Origin of the sequence: Micromonospora sp. NPDC051196, from assembly GCF_040682415.1 — a bacterium.
Taxonomy (GTDB): domain Bacteria; phylum Actinomycetota; class Actinomycetes; order Mycobacteriales; family Micromonosporaceae; genus Micromonospora.
Map to the genome: position 1 here is coordinate 1 of NZ_JBFBAY010000029.1, position 16,649 is coordinate 16,649.

Annotated in this window: 18 protein-coding genes; 14 read left to right on the forward strand and 4 right to left on the reverse strand. The window is 71.0% G+C overall.

The features are described 5' to 3' along the window. From dmpG to AB0M35_RS28130, 8 genes are all read left to right on the forward strand, one after another. A partial coding sequence (gene dmpG / locus AB0M35_RS28095; protein ID WP_363749142.1) for a 4-hydroxy-2-oxovalerate aldolase occupies positions 1–744 on the forward strand: 744 nt, incomplete at its 5' end. Further along, positions 741–1,514, forward strand: coding sequence for a fumarylacetoacetate hydrolase family protein (locus tag AB0M35_RS28100; RefSeq protein ID WP_363749144.1), 774 nt, complete (start codon positions 741–743; stop codon positions 1,512–1,514). The genes dmpG and AB0M35_RS28100, both read left to right, overlap by 4 nt. Next, positions 1,511–1,942 carry a RidA family protein gene (locus tag AB0M35_RS28105; RefSeq protein ID WP_363749146.1) on the forward strand — a complete coding sequence of 144 codons (432 nt, stop codon included), beginning with the start codon at positions 1,511–1,513 and terminating at the stop codon, positions 1,940–1,942. The genes AB0M35_RS28100 and AB0M35_RS28105 overlap by 4 nt, the downstream gene beginning before the upstream one ends. Further along, complete coding sequence (locus AB0M35_RS28110) at positions 1,939–2,463, forward strand: 3-hydroxyanthranilate 3,4-dioxygenase (RefSeq protein WP_363749148.1); 525 nt, start codon at positions 1,939–1,941, stop codon at positions 2,461–2,463. The genes AB0M35_RS28105 and AB0M35_RS28110 overlap by 4 nt, the downstream gene beginning before the upstream one ends. 11 nt (positions 2,464–2,474) lie before the next feature. Continuing rightward, positions 2,475–3,476 (forward strand): amidohydrolase family protein, encoded by a 1,002-nt coding sequence (locus AB0M35_RS28115; RefSeq protein WP_363749177.1) that lies wholly within the window; start codon positions 2,475–2,477, stop codon positions 3,474–3,476. 133 nt (positions 3,477–3,609) lie between these two features. Beyond that, positions 3,610–5,073, forward strand: coding sequence for an amidase (locus AB0M35_RS28120; protein ID WP_363749149.1), 1,464 nt, complete (start codon positions 3,610–3,612; stop codon positions 5,071–5,073). Between the two features lie 70 nt (positions 5,074–5,143). Next, positions 5,144–5,431: a hypothetical protein gene (locus tag AB0M35_RS28125; protein WP_363749179.1), complete on the forward strand. Its 288-nt coding sequence runs from the start codon at positions 5,144–5,146 to the stop codon at positions 5,429–5,431. After that, positions 5,418–5,831 (forward strand): DUF5130 family protein, encoded by a 414-nt coding sequence (locus AB0M35_RS28130; RefSeq protein WP_363749150.1) that lies wholly within the window; start codon positions 5,418–5,420, stop codon positions 5,829–5,831. Before AB0M35_RS28125 ends, AB0M35_RS28130 begins: the two co-directional genes overlap by 14 nt. A 148-nt stretch (positions 5,832–5,979) precedes the next feature. Here the strand turns inward: AB0M35_RS28130 and pepN are convergent, their stop codons facing one another. Further along, the gene (gene pepN / locus AB0M35_RS28135; RefSeq protein WP_363749180.1) at positions 5,980–8,529 is read right to left on the reverse strand and encodes an aminopeptidase N; all 2,550 of its coding nucleotides are present in this window, start codon (positions 8,527–8,529) and stop codon (positions 5,980–5,982) included. A gap of 216 nt (positions 8,530–8,745) precedes the next feature. Here pepN and AB0M35_RS28140 point away from each other — a divergent pair, with 216 nt between their 5' ends. The 4 genes from AB0M35_RS28140 (at position 8,746) to AB0M35_RS28155 (ending at position 11,826) form a co-directional block, all read left to right on the forward strand. After that, positions 8,746–9,369 carry a disulfide bond formation protein DsbA gene (locus AB0M35_RS28140; RefSeq protein ID WP_363749151.1) on the forward strand — a complete coding sequence of 208 codons (624 nt, stop codon included), beginning with the start codon at positions 8,746–8,748 and terminating at the stop codon, positions 9,367–9,369. 200 nt (positions 9,370–9,569) lie between these two features. After that, positions 9,570–9,908 (forward strand): hypothetical protein, encoded by a 339-nt coding sequence (locus AB0M35_RS28145; protein WP_363749153.1) that lies wholly within the window; start codon positions 9,570–9,572, stop codon positions 9,906–9,908. A gap of 111 nt (positions 9,909–10,019) precedes the next feature. Next, positions 10,020–11,225, forward strand: a complete 1,206-nt coding sequence (locus AB0M35_RS28150; protein ID WP_363749154.1) for a DUF1015 family protein — start codon at positions 10,020–10,022, stop codon at positions 11,223–11,225. Positions 11,226–11,358: 133 nt separating this feature from the next. Beyond that, entirely contained in the window at positions 11,359–11,826 is a 468-nt protein-coding gene (locus AB0M35_RS28155) for a ribose-5-phosphate isomerase (protein WP_363749155.1), read from the forward strand. 202 nt (positions 11,827–12,028) lie between these two features. On the opposite strand, the gene AB0M35_RS28160 is transcribed toward AB0M35_RS28155, so the two are convergent. Continuing rightward, on the reverse strand, positions 12,029–12,340 hold the full coding sequence (locus AB0M35_RS28160) for a hypothetical protein (RefSeq protein WP_363749156.1): 312 nt from the start codon (positions 12,338–12,340) through the stop codon (positions 12,029–12,031). A 234-nt stretch (positions 12,341–12,574) separates the two neighbouring features. Beyond that, positions 12,575–13,807, reverse strand: a complete 1,233-nt coding sequence (locus AB0M35_RS28165; protein WP_363749157.1) for a GNAT family N-acetyltransferase — start codon at positions 13,805–13,807, stop codon at positions 12,575–12,577. 114 nt (positions 13,808–13,921) lie between these two features. Here AB0M35_RS28165 and AB0M35_RS28170 point away from each other — a divergent pair, with 114 nt between their 5' ends. Next, a complete protein-coding gene (locus AB0M35_RS28170) occupies positions 13,922–14,461 on the forward strand; it encodes a hypothetical protein (protein ID WP_363749158.1) in 540 nt (179 codons plus the stop codon). Positions 14,462–14,713: 252 nt separating this feature from the next. Beyond that, the gene (locus AB0M35_RS28175) at positions 14,714–15,364 is read left to right on the forward strand and encodes an MOSC domain-containing protein (protein WP_363749159.1); all 651 of its coding nucleotides are present in this window, start codon (positions 14,714–14,716) and stop codon (positions 15,362–15,364) included. A gap of 56 nt (positions 15,365–15,420) precedes the next feature. Here AB0M35_RS28175 and AB0M35_RS28180 read toward each other — a convergent pair whose 3' ends face one another. Beyond that, positions 15,421–16,626 carry an OmpA family protein gene (locus tag AB0M35_RS28180; protein WP_363749161.1) on the reverse strand — a complete coding sequence of 402 codons (1,206 nt, stop codon included), beginning with the start codon at positions 16,624–16,626 and terminating at the stop codon, positions 15,421–15,423. Between the last annotated feature and the right edge of the window lie 23 nt (positions 16,627–16,649).

Genomic DNA, 16,649 nt, shown 5'->3' on the forward strand with positions numbered 1-16,649 from the left:
GAGAACGGCATGGACGTGTCCGGCTTCCTGATGATGTCGCACATGAACGACCCGGCCGGGCTGGCCGCACAGGCCAAGCTGATGGAGTCGTACGGGGCACACTGCGTCTACGTCACCGACTCCGGCGGCCGGCTGCTGATGTCCGACGTCGCGCAGCGGGTCGACGCGTACCGGCAGGTGTTGGAGCCGACCACACAGATCGGCATCCACGCCCACCACAACCTGTCGCTCGGCGTGGCCAACAGCGTGGTCGCCGTGGAGCACGGCCGGATCGTCGGCGACGGGCCGCTCGGGTCGCCGTCCGGGCGTACCGTCCGGGTGGACGCCTCGCTGGCCGGGATGGGCGCCGGGGCCGGCAACGCGCCGTTGGAGGTCTTCGTCGCGGTCGCCGAACTGCACGGCTGGAAGCACGGCTGTGACGTGTTCGCGCTGATGGACGCCGCCGACGACATCGTCCGCCCGTTGCAGGACCGGCCGGTCCAGGTCGACCGGGAAACCCTCTCCCTCGGGTACGCCGGGGTGTACTCCAGTTTCCTGCGGCACGCCGAACGCGCCTCGGCCCGGTACGGCGTCGACGTCCGCTCGATCCTGGTCGAGTTGGGTCGACGGCGGATGGTCGGCGGCCAGGAGGACATGATCGTCGACGTGGCGTTGGACCTGGCCCGCGACGGTGCCGGTGACCCGGCCCGCGACGGTGCCGGGGACCCGGCGGTCACGCAAGCGCGAACCGAGGAGCAAGCATGAGCGGGCTGGACCCGGCCGGCATCGCCGAGCAGTTGGACAAGGCCGCCACCACCGCCACCGCGATCCCGCAACTGGCCGCCGAGGTGGGCCTCGACGTCGACGCCGCGTACGGGGTGCAGGCCGCCCTCGTGCAGCGTCGCCTCGACCGGGGCGAGCGGCTGGTCGGCCTGAAGATGGGGCTGACCAGCAAGGCGAAGATGGCCCAGGTCGGCGTCGACGAGGTGATCTGGGGCCGGCTCACCGACGCGATGTGGGTGCCCGACGGTGGCACCGTCGACGTGTCCGACTTCATCCACCCTCGGGTCGAGCCGGAGGTGGCGTTCCTGCTGGACCGCCTGCCCGAGCCCGGCGAGCCGCTCGGCGCGTTCACCGACGCCGTCCGCGCGGTCGCCCCGGCGATCGAGCTGATCGACTCCCGGTACGCGAACTTCACCTTCTCCCTGCCGGACGTGATCGCCGACAACACCTCGGCCGCCGCCTTCGTGGTCGGCCCCTGGTCGCCGGTGCCGGACGGGCTGGACAACCTCGGTGTGCTGCTGGAGATCGACGGCCGGGTGGCGCAGGTCGGCTCGACGGCGGCGATCCTCGGCGACCCGCGTCGGGCCCTCGACGAGGGCGTCCGCCTGGCCGGGCGGTACGGGGTGCGGCTGCGCGAGGGCTGGGTGTTCCTGGCCGGTGCCGCCACGGCCGCTGTCCCGCTGCAACCCGGCGCTCAAGTCCGGGCAGTCGTCGAGAAGCTCGGCACCGCCACCCTGAAGGCCGCGTCATGAGCTCGGACGGGGCGCGGGTCGTCGCGGGGAAGGCCGTTCCTCGGGGGGCGTTCCCGCACGTCAAGGTGGCGAACGGGTTCGTCTTCGTGTCCGGCACCTCGTCGCGGCGGCCGGACAACAGCTTCGCCGGAGTGTCGGTGGACGAGTTCGGTACGACGGACCTGGACATCCGGGAGCAGACGCGCGCCGTCATCGAGAACATCGGTGACCTGCTGCGCTCGGTCGGCGCCGAACTGTCCGACCTGGTGCAGGTGACGTCGTACCTGGTCAACATGAACGATTTCGGTGGGTACAACGAGGTGTGGGCGGAGTTCTTCGACGCCACCGGGCCGACCCGGACGACCGTGGCCGTGCACCAGTTGCCGCATCCGCACCTACTGATCGAGATGCAAGCCGTGGCCGTGCTGCCCAGAGGAGGTCAGTCGTGAGTGAGATCGTCGAACCGTTCAGCTTTCCGGGCTGGATCGCCGAGAACCAGCACCTGCTCAAGCCGCCGGTGGGCAACAAGGAGATGTTCCCCGGGTCCGACGACTTCATCGTGATGGTGGTGGGTGGGCCCAACCAGCGCACCGACTTCCATGTCGACCCGTACGAGGAGTTCTTCTACCAGGTCAAGGGCAACATGCACGTCAACCTGATGACCCCGGAGGGGCCGCGTACGGTGCACGTGCGCGAGGGGCAGATGTGGATGCTGCCGCGCAACACGCCGCATTCGCCGCAGCGGCCGGAGCCCGGCTCGATCGGTGTGGTGGTCGAGCGGGTCCGTCCGGAGGGGACGCTGGAGAAGTTCCAGTGGTACTGCCTTGAGTGTGGGCACAAGGTGCACGAGGTCGAGTTGCAGGTGCGTGACATCGCCGCCGACCTGCCCCCGGTGTTCGGCGCGTTCTACGCCGACGAGAAGGCGCGTACCTGCGACAACTGCGGCGCACTGCACCCGGGCAAGGGCTGATGACCGAGCCGATCTCCCACCCCGTGGTGGACGTGCACTCGCACGTCGTACCGAAGGGTTGGCCGGACCTCGCCGCGGCCTGCGGCGGGTCCGGCTGGCCCTGGCTGCGGATCGACTCGGAACGCGCCGCCATGATCATGGTCGGGGAGACCGAGTTCCGACCGATCGGCGCGCAGTGCTGGGACGCGCCGACCCGGCTGGCCGACATGACCGCAGACGGTGTCGACGTGCAGGTCGTCTCGCCCACCCCGGTCTTCTTCGGCTACGAGCGCCCGGCCGATCAGGCGGTGAAGGTGGCCCGCATCTTCAACGACCTGACCCTGGAGGTCACCGCGGCCGGTGGTGACCGGCTGCTGCCGTTCTGCCAGGTGCCGTTGCAGGACCCGGACGCCGCCTGCGCCGAGTTGGACCGCTGCCTGGCGGCCGGACACGTTGGTGTGGAGATCGGCAACCACGTCGGTGACCGGGATCTGGACGACGCCGGGATCGTGACGTTCCTGACGCACTGCGCGCAGGTCGGCGCCCCGGTCTTCGTCCACCCGTGGGACATGCCGGGTGGCCCCCGGCTCGACCGGTGGATGGCCCGGTGGCTCACCGGGATGCCGGCCGAGACCCACCTGTCGGTGCTGTCGATGATCCTCGGCGGGGTCTTCGACAAGGTGCCGCCGAGCCTGCGGATCTGCTTCGCACACGGTGGCGGTAGCTTCCCGTTCTGGCTGGGGCGGGCCGACAACGCCTGGCACCGCCGTGGCGACCTGGTGCGCGGTGCCTCCGCCGCGCCGCCCAGTTCATACGTCGACCGCTTCTACGTCGACTCGGTGGTCTTCGCACCACCGGCGCTGCGGCTGCTGGTGGACACCATGGGTGCCGGCCAGGTGCTGCTCGGCAGCGACTACCCGTACCCGCTGGGCGAGCGGCCGGTCGGCCGGGTGATCCACGAGGCCGACTTCCTCACCGAGGACCAGCGCGCACTGTTGCTGGGCGGCAACGCCCAGCGCTTCCTGTACGGCTGACCGGACCGCCGCCCAGGGGGCGGGGTGGAGATGTTGGGCTCCCGCACCGGTCCTGCTCGAAGTAGCTGAAACCGGTCATCTTGAACGGCGCGTGCCGACCGCCTCGGGCCGGCGCGCAGGGCAGGATGGCGGTATGGCCGAGCCGCACGACCTGACCGCGCTGGAGCAGGCCGAGGCGATCGCCCGTGGTGAGCTGTCCAGCCTGGAGGTGGTCGAGCACCACCTGCACCGCGTCGACGCGCTCGGCGACACCGTCGGCGCGTTCGTTACGGTCACCGCCGATCAGGCCCGCGAGGCCGCCCGCGCCGCTGATCGGACGCCGGCCGGCGAACGCGGGCCACTGCACGGCGTACCGACCGCGATCAAGGACCTGACGTTGACCGCCGGGGTACGCACCACCTTCGGTTCGGCCGCGTTCGCCGACTTCGTCCCGCCGGTCGACGCCGACGTGGTGCGGTTCATCCGGGCGGCGGGACTGGTCAGCCTCGGTAAGACCACCACCTCGGAGTTGGGCTGTTCGCTCTACTCGGAGGGGTTGGTGGCCCCGCCGGCCCGTAACCCGTGGGACCTGTCGTACACCGCGGGTGGTTCCAGCGGTGGTGCGGCGGCGGCCGTGGCCGCGGGTCTGGTGCCGGTGGCCCAGGGCTCCGACGGTGGCGGCTCGGTGCGCATCCCGGCGTCGCTGTGCGGCCTGATCGGTTACAAACCCAGCCGTGGCCTGGTCTCCAGCGGTCCGCTCGGCTTCGGCGCCTACGGTCTGCCGAGCAACGGCCCGATCGGGCGGACGGTAGCCGACGTGGCCGCACTGCTCGACGTGATGGCCGCTGCGGTGCCGGGCGAGCCGTACCTGCCGCCGGTGCCGCCGGCCGGGGGTTACCTGGGCGCGGCCCGCGCCGCCGCGCCGGGCCGGCTGCGGGTCGGCCGGTTCACCGCCGCGATGCTCGTCGACGAACCCGTCCATCCGGACTGCATCGCCGCCGTGGACCGGGCCGCCGCGCTGCTCACCGCCGCCGGTCACGAGGTGGTCGAGGTGCCGCCGCCGCTCGGGCCGCAGGTCTGGCCGCTGTTCGAGACCCTCTGGTACGTCCTCGCGCTGACCCCCGTACCGCCTGAGGGTGAGCGCGCGCTACTGCCCCTGACCCGCTTCATGCGGTCGCAGGGAGCCGGCATCTCCGCCGCCACCCTCACCGCCACCCTCGGCGAACTCCAGGCACAGGTACGCGCCGGCATCCGTCGTACCGCCGGCTGTGACCTGCTGCTCTGTCCGACGCTGTCGGCGCCGCAGGCCCCGGTCGGTTGGTTCACGCAGGGACGCACCCCGGAGGAGGACTTCGACCGGCAACGCCGGTTCTCGCCGTACTGTGCGGTGTTCAACGTCACGGGTGATCCGTCCGTCTCGTTGCCGGTCGGGATGAGTGCCGACGGGCTGCCGGTCGGGGTGCTGCTGACCGGACGGTACGGTGCCGACGCGACACTGATCGGCACAGCTGCGCAGCTTGAGGGCTCGTGTGGCGGGTGGGATCGCCACCCCGCGCTCTGGCGGAGCGTCGGCTCCGCTAACGTGAGTGGCAGCGGAGTCGGGAGGTCACCGCGGTGATCCGTCACCCGATCCGGTCGAAGGTCTCTCTTTCCGCCTGGGGGCGTTGGGATTGTCTGTAACCGACACGTTGCTGGTCTTTGTCGGCATCCCGGCAGCCGTCGTGCTGGTGATCGCCGGCCTCGTGTACGCGGGCAGCAGCCGAGACGGCGGTGGCGGCGCAAAGCGCTACCGGCCGGGCCGTCCGTTCAACTTCACGCCGGTGTGGTTCCTCGGTGAGCCGGGCGAGCTGGCCGACTCGGCCGGGGCCGTGCTGGCCGCGGGGGCGCAGGCACCGGCGTTGACCAGCCGCAAGCAGGAGCAGGCCGGTGTCGAGGCGCCGGCTGGTGGAACCGGAGGCGCAAGTGACCGTTGGTGAGATGCAGCCCGAGACCGGGACGGAACCCCGGCCCGACGTGCTCGACGGGCCGTTCTCGACCCGCCAGCTGCTGCGCATCGACGAGGCGCTGCGCCTGGCCGACCGGACGACCGGCCTGGTCTTCTCGGTCTTCGTCGGTGGTCTCGACGAGCCGATCCGGGAGCACGCCGAGCGGCTGCACCGGCAGCTGGCCGACCCGGACCGCTCGGTGCTGATCGCCGTCTCGCCCAACCAGCGGCAGCTGGAGATCGTCACCGGCCGGTACGCGCGCAAGCGCGTTCCCGACACGTACGCCAAGATCGCGGCGCTGTCGATGGTGGCCTCCTTCGGCGGTGGCGACCTGGCCGGCGGCATCATCCAAGGCCTCGACCAGCTCTCCCGCTACGCCGGCAAGGGCTGAGCACTTCCCGTACGCCAGAGCCCGGTCCCCGCGACGTGCGGAGGCCGGGCTCTGTCGTGTCAGGCAAGGACAGCGGCCCGCGCGGGCCACAACGGCCGGTGCCGGCGCGGGATCACACCCACGCCGGCACCGAAGATCGTTGCCCGCCTCAGACGCTGCGCGCGTCCCGGGCCCGCGCCGCCGCGGCCCGGACCACACCGTCGCGGCCCTCGGCCACCAGCCGGCGCAGCGGCGCCGGGTGATCCGGCTGCGCCAGCCAGGCGTCGGTCGCCTCGATGGTGTCCTCATCGACCAGGTACGCCGGGTAGGCCAGCATCGCGAACTCCTGCGCCGGCTCGCTGTCCCGGCTGGCCCACACCTGCCCCACGGCGTCGAAATACCGCTGCCGGTACGGCGTGATCAGCTCGACCTGCGCCGGGTGGCTGAAGCCCTGCAACAACGCCCGGTTGCGCCAGTTCGGCAGCGCCTCGGCACCGGTCAGCTGCGCCCACACGGCAGCCTTGTTCTCCTCGGTCGCCACCAGCGCGTGCGCGTACGCGGCCTCCCGCTCGCCGCTGGACGTCCGGTCCCTGGCCAGCTCGGCCTCGACCTCCGGCGCACCGGCCACGCCGTTGGCCACCAGCGCCTGTAGCACGCTCCAGCGCAACTCGGTGTCGATGGTCAGCCCCGTCGTCACCTGCGTACCGTCCAGCCAGCCGCGCAGCACCGCCAGGTCCTCCGCGGAACGGGCCGCCGAGACGTACGCCCGGGCCCAGGCCAGCTGGAACCCGCTGCCCGGCTCGGCTGCGGCGAGGGCGGTCCGCGCGGTGCGGGCCAGGTCGGCCCAGCCGGTGGACGCCCAGGCCGGGTCGGCGTAGAAGGTCAAAGCGCTGTTCGCCTGGCGCAGGGTGGCGGTGACCAGGTTGATTTCCGTCTCGGCGGGCAGCCCGGCCAGCACCAGAGCCAGGTAGTCGCGGGTGGCCAGCTCGGCGTCGCGGGTCATGTCCCACGCTGCCGTCCAGCACAGTGCCCGCGCCAACGACGAATCGAAGCCGGCGATGTGCTGTACCACCGTGGCCATCGACCGCTCGTCCAACCGCAGCTTGGCGTAGGTGAGGTCGTCCTCGTTGAGCAGCAGCACGTCGGCTGCGGGCACGCCGACCAGCTCGGACAACTCGGTCAGCTCACCGTCGATGTCGACCTCCAGGCGCTGGCGGCGAACCAGCCGGCCGTCGGTGAGGTCGTACAGGCCGACCCCGATGCGGTGGGTACGCAGGGTCGGGTACCCCTCCGGTGCCTCCTGCCGCACCAGCACCTGCTGGTACGCGCCGTCCGGGCCGATGGTCAGCTCCGGCCGCAGGGTGTTGACCTGCGCGGTCTCCAGCCACTGGGTGGCGAACGTGCGCAGCTTGCGGCCGGAGGCGGTCTCCAGTTCGGAGAGCAGGTCGTCGAAGGTGGCGTTACCCCAGGCGTACTTGGCGAAGTAGGCCCGCAGACCGGCCAGGAACGGCTCCTCGCCCACGTACGCGACCAGTTGCTTGAGCACGCTGGCGCCCTTGGCGTACGTGATGCCGTCGAAGTTGACCTCGACCGCCTCCAGGTCGGGCATCTCACAGTAGACCGGGTGGGTGGAGGAGAGCTGGTCCTGCCGGTAGCCCCAGTTCTTCCGGACGGACAGGAACGTCGTCCACGCCTCGGTGAATCGGGTGGTGCGCGCGTTGCACCAGTGACTGGCCCACTCGGCGAACGACTCGTTCAGCCACAGGTCGTTCCACCAGCGCATGGTGACCAGGTCACCGAACCACATGTGGGCCATCTCGTGCAGGATCGTGTTGGCCCGCTGCTCGTACTCGAAGTCGGTGACCTGCGAGCGGAACAGGTAGTGCGACTCGGCGTGGGTGACACAGCCGAAGTTCTCCATCGCGCCGGCGTTGAAGTCCGGCACCCACAGCTGGTCGTACTTGGGCAGCGGGTAGCGCACGCCGAACTGCTCGTGGAAGAAGTCGAAGCCCTGCTTGGTGATCAGGAACAGGTCGTCGCTGTCGAGGTACTGCGCCATCGAGGTCCGGCAGAACACCCCCAGGTCGATCCCGTCGTGGCTGTCCCGCACCTCGTGGTACGGCCCGGCGCACAGCGCGGTGATGTAGGTGCTCATCCGCGCGGACTCCGCGAAGTGGACCGTCTTCAGGTCCTCGCCCGCCGGCTCCTCGCGCTCCACCGGTGCGTTGGAGATCACCTTCCAGTGCTCCGGAACGGTGGCGTGCCAGGTGTAGACGCTCTTGAGATCCGGCTGGTCGAAACAGGCGAACACCCGCTGCGCGTCGGCCGTCTCGAACTGACTGTAGAGATAGGTCTCGCCGTCCACCGGATCGACGCTGCGGTGCAGGCCCTGACCCGAGTTCGAGTACGCGAAGTCCGCGTCGACGATCAGGACGTTCTCACCGGCCAGCCCGGTCAGCGTCAGTCCCTTCTCGGCGGAGAAACCGGCAAGGTCGATCGGCTTGCCGTTGAGCGTCGCCGAGCGCACCGAGTCGGCCGCCACCTCGATGAAGGTGCTGGCGCCCGGTTCGGTGCAGCGGAAGCGCACCTCGGTGACCGACCGGAAGGTACGACCCCCTGCCGCGTGGACGGCGCTGGACAGGTCCAGATTGATGTCGTACCCCGTCACGTCGAGCAGGCGGGCCCGCTCGGTCGCCTCGACCTGTGTCAGGTTGTGCACTCCCGGCACGTTCGTCTCCATCCGTTCTCGCCGTACGCCACGGCCACATCGTCGTGGACCGCCGGTGACGGCCCGTCCGATCCTGAGTCTTCCATGTACCGGCGCCCGTTGGTGGGCGAGGTCACGCAGCCGTTCCCAGTCCGATCGGGCGGGCGCAGAGTAAGGATTCAGAGGTGCACCGCAGACCCGGTGCCATCGATGCGAAGGGACTTCACCGTGAACGAACGCACCAGCGTCGACATGTGGTTCGACCCGATCTGCCCCTGGGCGTGGATCACCTCCCGCTGGCTGCTGGAGGTGGAGCGGGTTCGCGACGTCGAGGTTCGCTTCCACGTGATGAGCCTGTCGGTGCTCAACGAGGGCCGCGAGCTGCCCGAGCCGTACCAGGAGGCGATGCGTACCGGATGGGGTCCGGTCCGGGTCTGCGTCGCCGTGCAGCAGCGGTACGGGGCAGCGGCGGTCAAGGCGTTCTACACCGCCCTGGGCACCCGAATCCACCTGAGCAAGGAGCGACTCGGCCCGGAGTTGTTCGCCGCCGCGCTCACCGACGCCGGCCTGGATCCGCAACTCGCCGCCGCCGCCGAGGACAGCAGGCTCGACGCGGCGCTGCGGGAGAGCCACGAGGAAGGCATGCGTCCGGTCGGTACCGAGGTCGGTACCCCGGTCATCCACGCACCCGGACCGGACGGCCGGCAGGTGGCCTTCTTCGGCCCGGTGGTCACCCCGGCACCCAAGGGCGAGGCCGCCGGTCGGCTCTGGGACGGCGTCCTGCTGGTCGCCGGTACCCCCGGGTTCTTCGAACTCAAGCGCAGCCGCGACCTCGACCCCACCTTCGATTGACGTGCAAGGAAGGGCCCCCTTTTAACGTCTCGTGCATAGCCCGGGCCCCTTGTTGACACCGCATCTGCTTCGCGCTGCGGGATCGCTCCGGTGCCGGGCGCGGCGTCACCGCTGCCTTCGCGGACTCGTTTGACCGGGTGTCCGCAGAGATCCGGCGGGCCGCACCTGTGCCCGCTGGTCGCCGCTCGTGGAGGCGTCAGATGGCCAAACATCGTGCCCCGGTCGACTCGCGCCGGAGTCGTCCGGAAGAGACCGACAGCGGCGCGTTCCGCCCGTCGACGAAGCTGAGCTGGCCGGCACCTCGGCAGGACCGCGTCGACGGCGGGCCGGCACCGCAGCAGGAGCGTTCACTGAACGCGGCTGGCGTGCTGGGGCGTACCACGGTGGTGGGCGTCGCCCGCGTCCCGGCCACCTCGCGGTTGACGCCGCCCGGCCGGGAGATCCGCAACCAGGGTCCGCGGCCGGCATCGCCGCGGCGGCCCGCTGTGGTGCCGGCACCCGCCGGCCGGCATCGTCGCGCGGCCGAGCCGGATTGTTGACAAGGGGCCCTGCTCTACCTGAGGCGTTAACCGGGGGCCCGCCCTTTCACCAGGTGGGCGGGTGTGGGTCCGGCGGCGGCGCCCAGGTGGACGACGGTAGCGTCATTGGTCATGACGGTCGTGCACCCGATCACCCGGGCCTGGATCACCACTGGCGGCACCGGAGCGCAGAACTACGACGAGTTCGCCGACGACGCGGAGATCACCGCGATCATCGAGGCGAATCCGCACAGTGCCCTCGGCATCGAGATGCCGCACCGGGCGCCGGACAGCCTCGGCAAATCCTTCGGCGACGCCCTGCCGGACGCGGTGACCCGGCTGGCCGAGGCGAAGGCTGACGGCAGCTACACCCCCGCCGAGCAGGTGGTGGTGCTGTACCGGATCACCGCGCCCGGCGAGGAGCCGGCGTACGGCATCTTCGCCATGGTCGACACCGATCAGATCTCCACCCGGGCCGACGAGCCGGGCCTGGTCATCCGCAACGAGGACGTCTTCATCGCCAAGGTGCGCGAGCGGGTCGCCCTGGCCGAGGCGCTGGGTCACCTGCTCTCGCCCGTACTGCTGTTGCAGACCGGGCGCGGTGACGAACTGCACGCCGCGCTCGCCAAGGCCACCGACACGGCCGGCGCACCCGCTGCCACCGACATCGACCAGGCCGGGCGTACGCACGCCATCTGGCTGCTCGGGCCGGGCCCGGAGCAGGACGAGTTGACCTCGCTCGCCGGCGGCGGTGAGCTGGTCGTCGCCGACGGCAACCACCGCAGCCTCGCCGCGCAGACCGGCGGGTTCGCCCGGTTCCTGGCGGTGGTCACCACGCCCGCCTCGGTGGCCATCCAGCCGTACAACCGTCTGGTCAGCGAGCTGCCGACCACGCCGGAGGAACTGCTCGACCGGCTGCGCGCCGCCGGTGCGCAGGTCACCGCCCTGGACGGCCCGGCCCAGGTTCCGGCAACCGGCGGCACCGTCGTGCTCCAGCTTCCCGGCCAGGCGTACGACGTGACGCTGCCGCACACCGGCGTGAGCCGGTTGGAGAACCTCGACCACGCCCTGGTCGAGCGGCTGCTGCTGCGTGACGCCCTGGGGCTGGACCCGGGCGACAAGCGGATCACCTACGTCGGTGGCGACTACCCGGCGAGCTGGCTGACCGGTGAGGTCGAGGCCGGCCGGGCCGAGTTGGCCATCCTCGTCGCGCCGGTGACCGTGGACGACTTCGTAGCGGTGAACCTGGCTCGGGAGAAGATGCCGCGCAAGAGCACCTGGTTCACTCCGAAGGCACGCGGCGGCCTGGTGGTCGCCGAGTTGCCCGACCCCGCCTGAGCGTGCCGGCCAGGTCGTCAGGGTGCTTGAGCCGGGTGTGGTGGGACGCTTCCGACCGTCGTGAAGGTGGCGTCCGCCGCGCCCGGCACGCCCCGGCGAGGCCCGGTCGGACGAGCCTGACAGACTGCGCGGTATGCGCGTCTACCTGGGATCCGATCACGCCGGTTTCGAGTTGAAGGTGCACCTGGCCAACCACCTCGCCAAGCAGGGGTACGAGGTGGTCGACGTCGGCCCGCACGCCTACGACCCGGACGACGACTACCCGGCCTTCTGCCTGCACGCCGGCACCCGCGTGGTGGCCGACCCGGGCAGCCTGGGAGTGGTCATCGGTGGCTCCGGCAACGGCGAGCAGATCGCCGCCAACAAGGTCGCCGGGGTCCGTGCGGCGCTGGCCTGGAGCGTCGAAACGGCCCAGTTGGGCCGGCAGCACAACGATGCCAACGTGGTCGCGGTCGGCGCTCGTCAGCACACCCTCGACGAGGCCACCGCCATCGTCGAGGCGTTCCTGACCACCGCCTTCTCCGGCAGCGACCGGCACGCGCGGCGGATCGCGCAGGTCGCCGAGTACGAGCAGACCCGCCAGCTGCCCGACCTGCCCTGACCCGTCCACACCCGTACTGCGGGCTGGCCCTGGCCCGTCGTCCACGCCTTCGCTGTGGGCGATCCGGGTCCTGATCGTCCACGCCCTGCTCACCGACCCGATCGGGAAATGGCTGGTCTCCTGACGACAGGAGGCCGGCCACTCCCAGACCGGCGGGCCTGGCCGGATCGGGCCCACCGCTGGGACGGTGCGCTCGTCGGCGTCAGCGACGGGGCAGTTCGTCGCGGGGGGTCCAGTTCCGGCGGACGATGACGATTTCGGCTTCGGCCGTGGCGAGGTCCTCGTCGGTGGGCCGGGCGGCGTCCCGCGCCCGCATGGCCGCTGTCACGTTCACCTGTGAGGAGCCGGAGCCGACCAGGCCGCGTAGCCCTCGCTCGCCTTCCTCGGCCCCGCCGCCGCGTCGTCCGCGCGGCGGTTCTGCGCCGTCGTGCATCCCTGTGGTGGTCGCGGCGGCGCTGGTCTCGGTACCGCCCTGGTGTCGGTGTCGTCGTCGCCGTCGTCCCTCGTCCGCCACGCCCCGACCCTACCTGGGCTGACGGCTGTCGATCACGGTCTCGCGCGCCCGCCACACCCCGATATTTGACAGTGAAAGCACACGGTTGGCAGCGCTTCGCTCTCCGTCATCGGTGTGACGTGGGCGGACCACAGGCGGTGACCGACCGCATCCGCCGTCGGCCGGAGACCTACCTGCGGACCGAGCCGATCGGGAGCGGCCCGGCTCCCGATCGGCGGTCGTTGCGAGCAGGGGTCAGAAGATCTCCAGGGCCGAAGGGGCGCGGTGCCAGACGAAGGCCGGGCCAGCGGCCGCCAGGGCGCCGGGACGCAACTCGCGTAGCCGGCCCGCATCGGCCAGCGCGGTCAGTGTGGCGCCGCCGAGGAACAACTCGCCGAGGCAGCTCACGTCGCAGGCCAGGTCGGCCGGACCGGTCGCCGGTACGCAACTGGCCGTCTTCGGCCCGCCCTGTATCCGCCACCGGCCGGTGTTCTCCGGCAGCAGGTCGTCGGTCACCTCGACGACCACGTCGACGTCGGTGGCGTAGCGGCGGGCGGCCAGGGCGGCCGGCACGTCCACCACGCGTACCCACAGGGCGTCGACCAGCCGTGGGCTGAGCCGGCGGGGTTCGTCGACCAGCCGCAGCAGGGGCTCGTCCACGGCGGCCCGCAGGAAGCTCACCTGGCGGGTCAGGTCGATCGAGAGCAGCATCCGCCAGATCGCCCGGTACCCGGCGACGCTGGTCGCCACCACCTCGTCGACGCTGGTCTGGCTCTTCGGGCCGGTGCCGTCCCAATCGGACTTGGTCCGGAACAGGCCGTACCCGTCGATGCCGTCGGGTCCCTCGTGCAGCACCACCCGTCGTTCGGTGGCACCGCCCCGGTGGGCTTCCGGATCGAGCAGGACATAGCGCCACCAGCGGTCGTCGCGGGCGGACCAGCCCGGCCGGGCCGGGCGTACGGTGTCGTACACCCGGGAGAGGTCGGCCAGGCGATCGGCCGGACGGTCCAGGCGGAGCCGGCCCTCGTCGGCGGTCGGCGGCGGTAGCCGCAGCTCGTTGGTGTCACCGGTGAGCTGGAGGCGCTGGGACGCCAATCCGTAGCCGAAGCGCGGGTAGATCCGACCCTCGCTGGCCCAGAGCACCGCGACCGGTTCCCGGCGGGCCTCGTGGATCTCACGTAGTTGTCGGCGCATCAGCGCGGTGAGCAGGCCCCGCCGTCGGTGCGTGGGTGCCACCCCGACCATGCTGACGTGCGCGGCGGGCACCTCGCCGCCGGGCACACCCAACGCCCGGGTGAAAGCGGCCGTGGTGCCGACCAACTCGGTACCGTCGCGTACCACCAGGGCACGTTCCGGCTCGAAGATCGCTCGTTCGGCCTCGTGCGCCTCGGGTTCGAGGGCGTGGTGGAACAGGAAGTTGAGGAACCGGCCCATCTCGTCGAAGTCTTCGGGGCGGGCGATGCTGATCGGCAGGGGATTGCTGGTCACTGGTCGTGTGTAACCGATCGGCACGGGTGCGGCGACCTATTTGCCGGCTGGTTACCCTCGAAGCAGGGCTCGGCGGTGATCGAGTTCACCGCAAGCCGAGGGGGAGGGAACGACATGGCCGACCAGACGCAGCCGTGGGCGGAGCGGACCGTGGAGGTGCCGCCGCAGTCCGGTGCGAGCATTCCGCCGCAGCGTGACCCGTACCGGCGTGGGGTGGCCTCGGTGGGTGCCACCACGCCGCGCACCGAACCCTTCCCGGCGGTGGAGCAGGTACCGACCGGCACCGGCTGGCCGGGCGCACCCGCCCCGCGCCGGCCGATGAGCTGGCACATGGCCCAGCTGCGCAAGGGCGGCGAATGGAGTGCCGCAGGCGCGCTGTTCGCCTTCGTGTGCTGGGGGATCTGGGCGATCTCCGGCGGCGGTGACCTCGCCGGACCGTTCCTGATCTTCATGCTGAGCCTGCTGGTCGCGGCGGGACTCTTCGCGCTGACCCGGCTGCTGGGCCGGGTGGTGCTGGAGCGGCAGCTGGGTCGGGTACGGCGCAGTGCGCGCGGCGCCCATCTGGTCACCGCGATCTTCCTGACCGGGCTGGGCATCGCCTACCTGCAACAGACCCAGTGGGTCATGGATGCCTGGAACTGGCTGACCACCTGAGGTCGCGTCGCCGGGCGGGTCGGCACGCCGACCCGCCCGGCGGAGCCGGTCGCGGCACCGCGACCGGAAGGTCGTCACTCCACCAGGACGGCACTGCATACCCGGCCGAAGCCGGTTCATCCCCCGGGAACACGGACGGATAGGGCTGCTGGCCGATCACCGTGACGGTCGCCGACCGGGCCCCGTGCGGTCCACCATGCCGACGACCTGATCGAGTCGCCATGCTCGGATGGAACGTCGTACCGTCACCGGATGCGAGTGCTTTCCGTCAACGTGGGCAGGCCCCGGCCCAATCCCGCAAAGGGTGGACTGACCGGCATCGACAAGCGGCCGGTCGAGGGCCCGGTCGCCGTGGTCGCGCCCGGTCCGAAGGGCACCGGCGAGGTCGGTCTGGTGGGCGATCGCGTCTACGACGTCAAGCACCACGGCGGCACCGACCAGGCCGTGTACGCCTACGCCCGGGAGGACCTGGACCGCTGGGAAACCGAGTTGGGCGTCACTCTCGGCAACGGCGGCTTCGGAGAGAATCTGACCACCGCCGGCCTCGACCCCAACCAGGCCCTGATCGGCGAACGCTGGCGGATCGGGCCGGACGTCGTCCTGGAGGTGTCCTGCCCGCGGATACCGTGCTCGACGTTCCAGCACTGGCTGCAACAGCGCGGCTGGATCAAACGGTTCACGCAGGCCGCGGTGCCCGGGGCGTACCTGCGGGTGGTCGAGCCCGGCGAGATCCGCGGCGGTGACCCGATCGAGATCGTGCACCGGCCCGACCACCAGGTGACCATCGAGCTCACCTTCCGTGCCATGACCCTCGAATCGGATCTGCTGCCGCAACTGCTGGCCGCCGACGCGCTGCCCGAGGAGGATCGGGAAGCGGTTCGCCGGCGAATCTCCGCCGGGTAGGCCTTCACCCGCCCAGGTGCCGCGCCGCCGGGCCACCACGGTTTCCTCGGGATGACTCAGCCGCACGAGATCCGAACGATGACGGACCGGTTCTGCGCCGCTGGTCCGGGTAGAAGCGCGCCGTCCGGTCCACGATCGGGCTTGCGGTCCGGCCAGTTGGCGCCCATGCCCTTGCTGGAGAGCCGCTCCTCGGGTACGCCGAGCTCCCGCAGCACCGCCTCGACCGTGCGTGCCCGCTCCTCAGACAGCAACTGGCGGCCCTTCTCCGTGCCGGCCGACGAGGTGGTACCGATCAGCTCTGCCTGCGCATTGCCGCGGGTGAGTACCTCCGCGAGCTTGACGAGGGTCGTGCGGGCTGCGGCCGGGTCCCGGAATGCCGCCGAGTCGGGGATGAAGCCGACCGACCCCTGGTCGGACAGGACGGTGTCCCCACACGGTGCAAAGATCGGCAGAGGGGGAACCGGCACCAGGCTGACCGGCGGCGAGTCGATGTCGCTGGGTGTGCTGTTCTCCGATTCCAGCAGCTCGACGCAGCTAGCGCCGCCGGCCGTGGCGACCGCGGTCCAGATCTCGATGACCTGCCGCCGCCGGGCCACGTCCAACTCCTCCTGCGGCGGCGCGGTGTCACCCACCCCGACCAGCAGGACGTTGCGATCGGTCAGGTCCGGCACCGAGTTGGATCGGCGGAGGAAATCGACCACCTCCTTGGGATCAGCGTCCAGCATGCCCTTGCTGCGGAAATCCAACGGCGGGGTGGTCTGCAGGGCGGAATCCACCAGTACGACCGTTTCTCCGGGCTTGACCTGCGCGGCGGCGACAGCCAGCGATTTCAGCACGTCGACCTCGGGCTCGTCGGCCCGCATCTCGGTGACCCACCTGCGCAGTCCGTCGACCCACCGGTCGAGGTCCTTCGCGTACTTGCGTTCGCCCTCGGCGGGACTACTGAAGATCTGCGGACCCAGGTCGATGTCAGGGCGCCCGTCGACCTGGACCACCGAGACCGCCTTCCGGTGGCGCGCTGCGCTACGGGCAAGCTCCTCGACCGCTTTGGGAAGGGTGGGCGTCGGACTGTTGGCCCGTGCTCCGATGGCGAGCGACATGCTCACGCCCGAAGGCACGCAGCCCGTGTCGACAGGCTCCTCGCCGTCGGATTCACCGCATCCGGCGAGTACGGCGGCGCCGAGCAGCAAGCCCGTGACGACGGCAGCGGAGCGCTGTCGGACCTGGTGGCGTCGGCTGTGCAGCGGGAAGAAAGGCGTCATGGCTAGCTCCAGTGCTCGTAGGC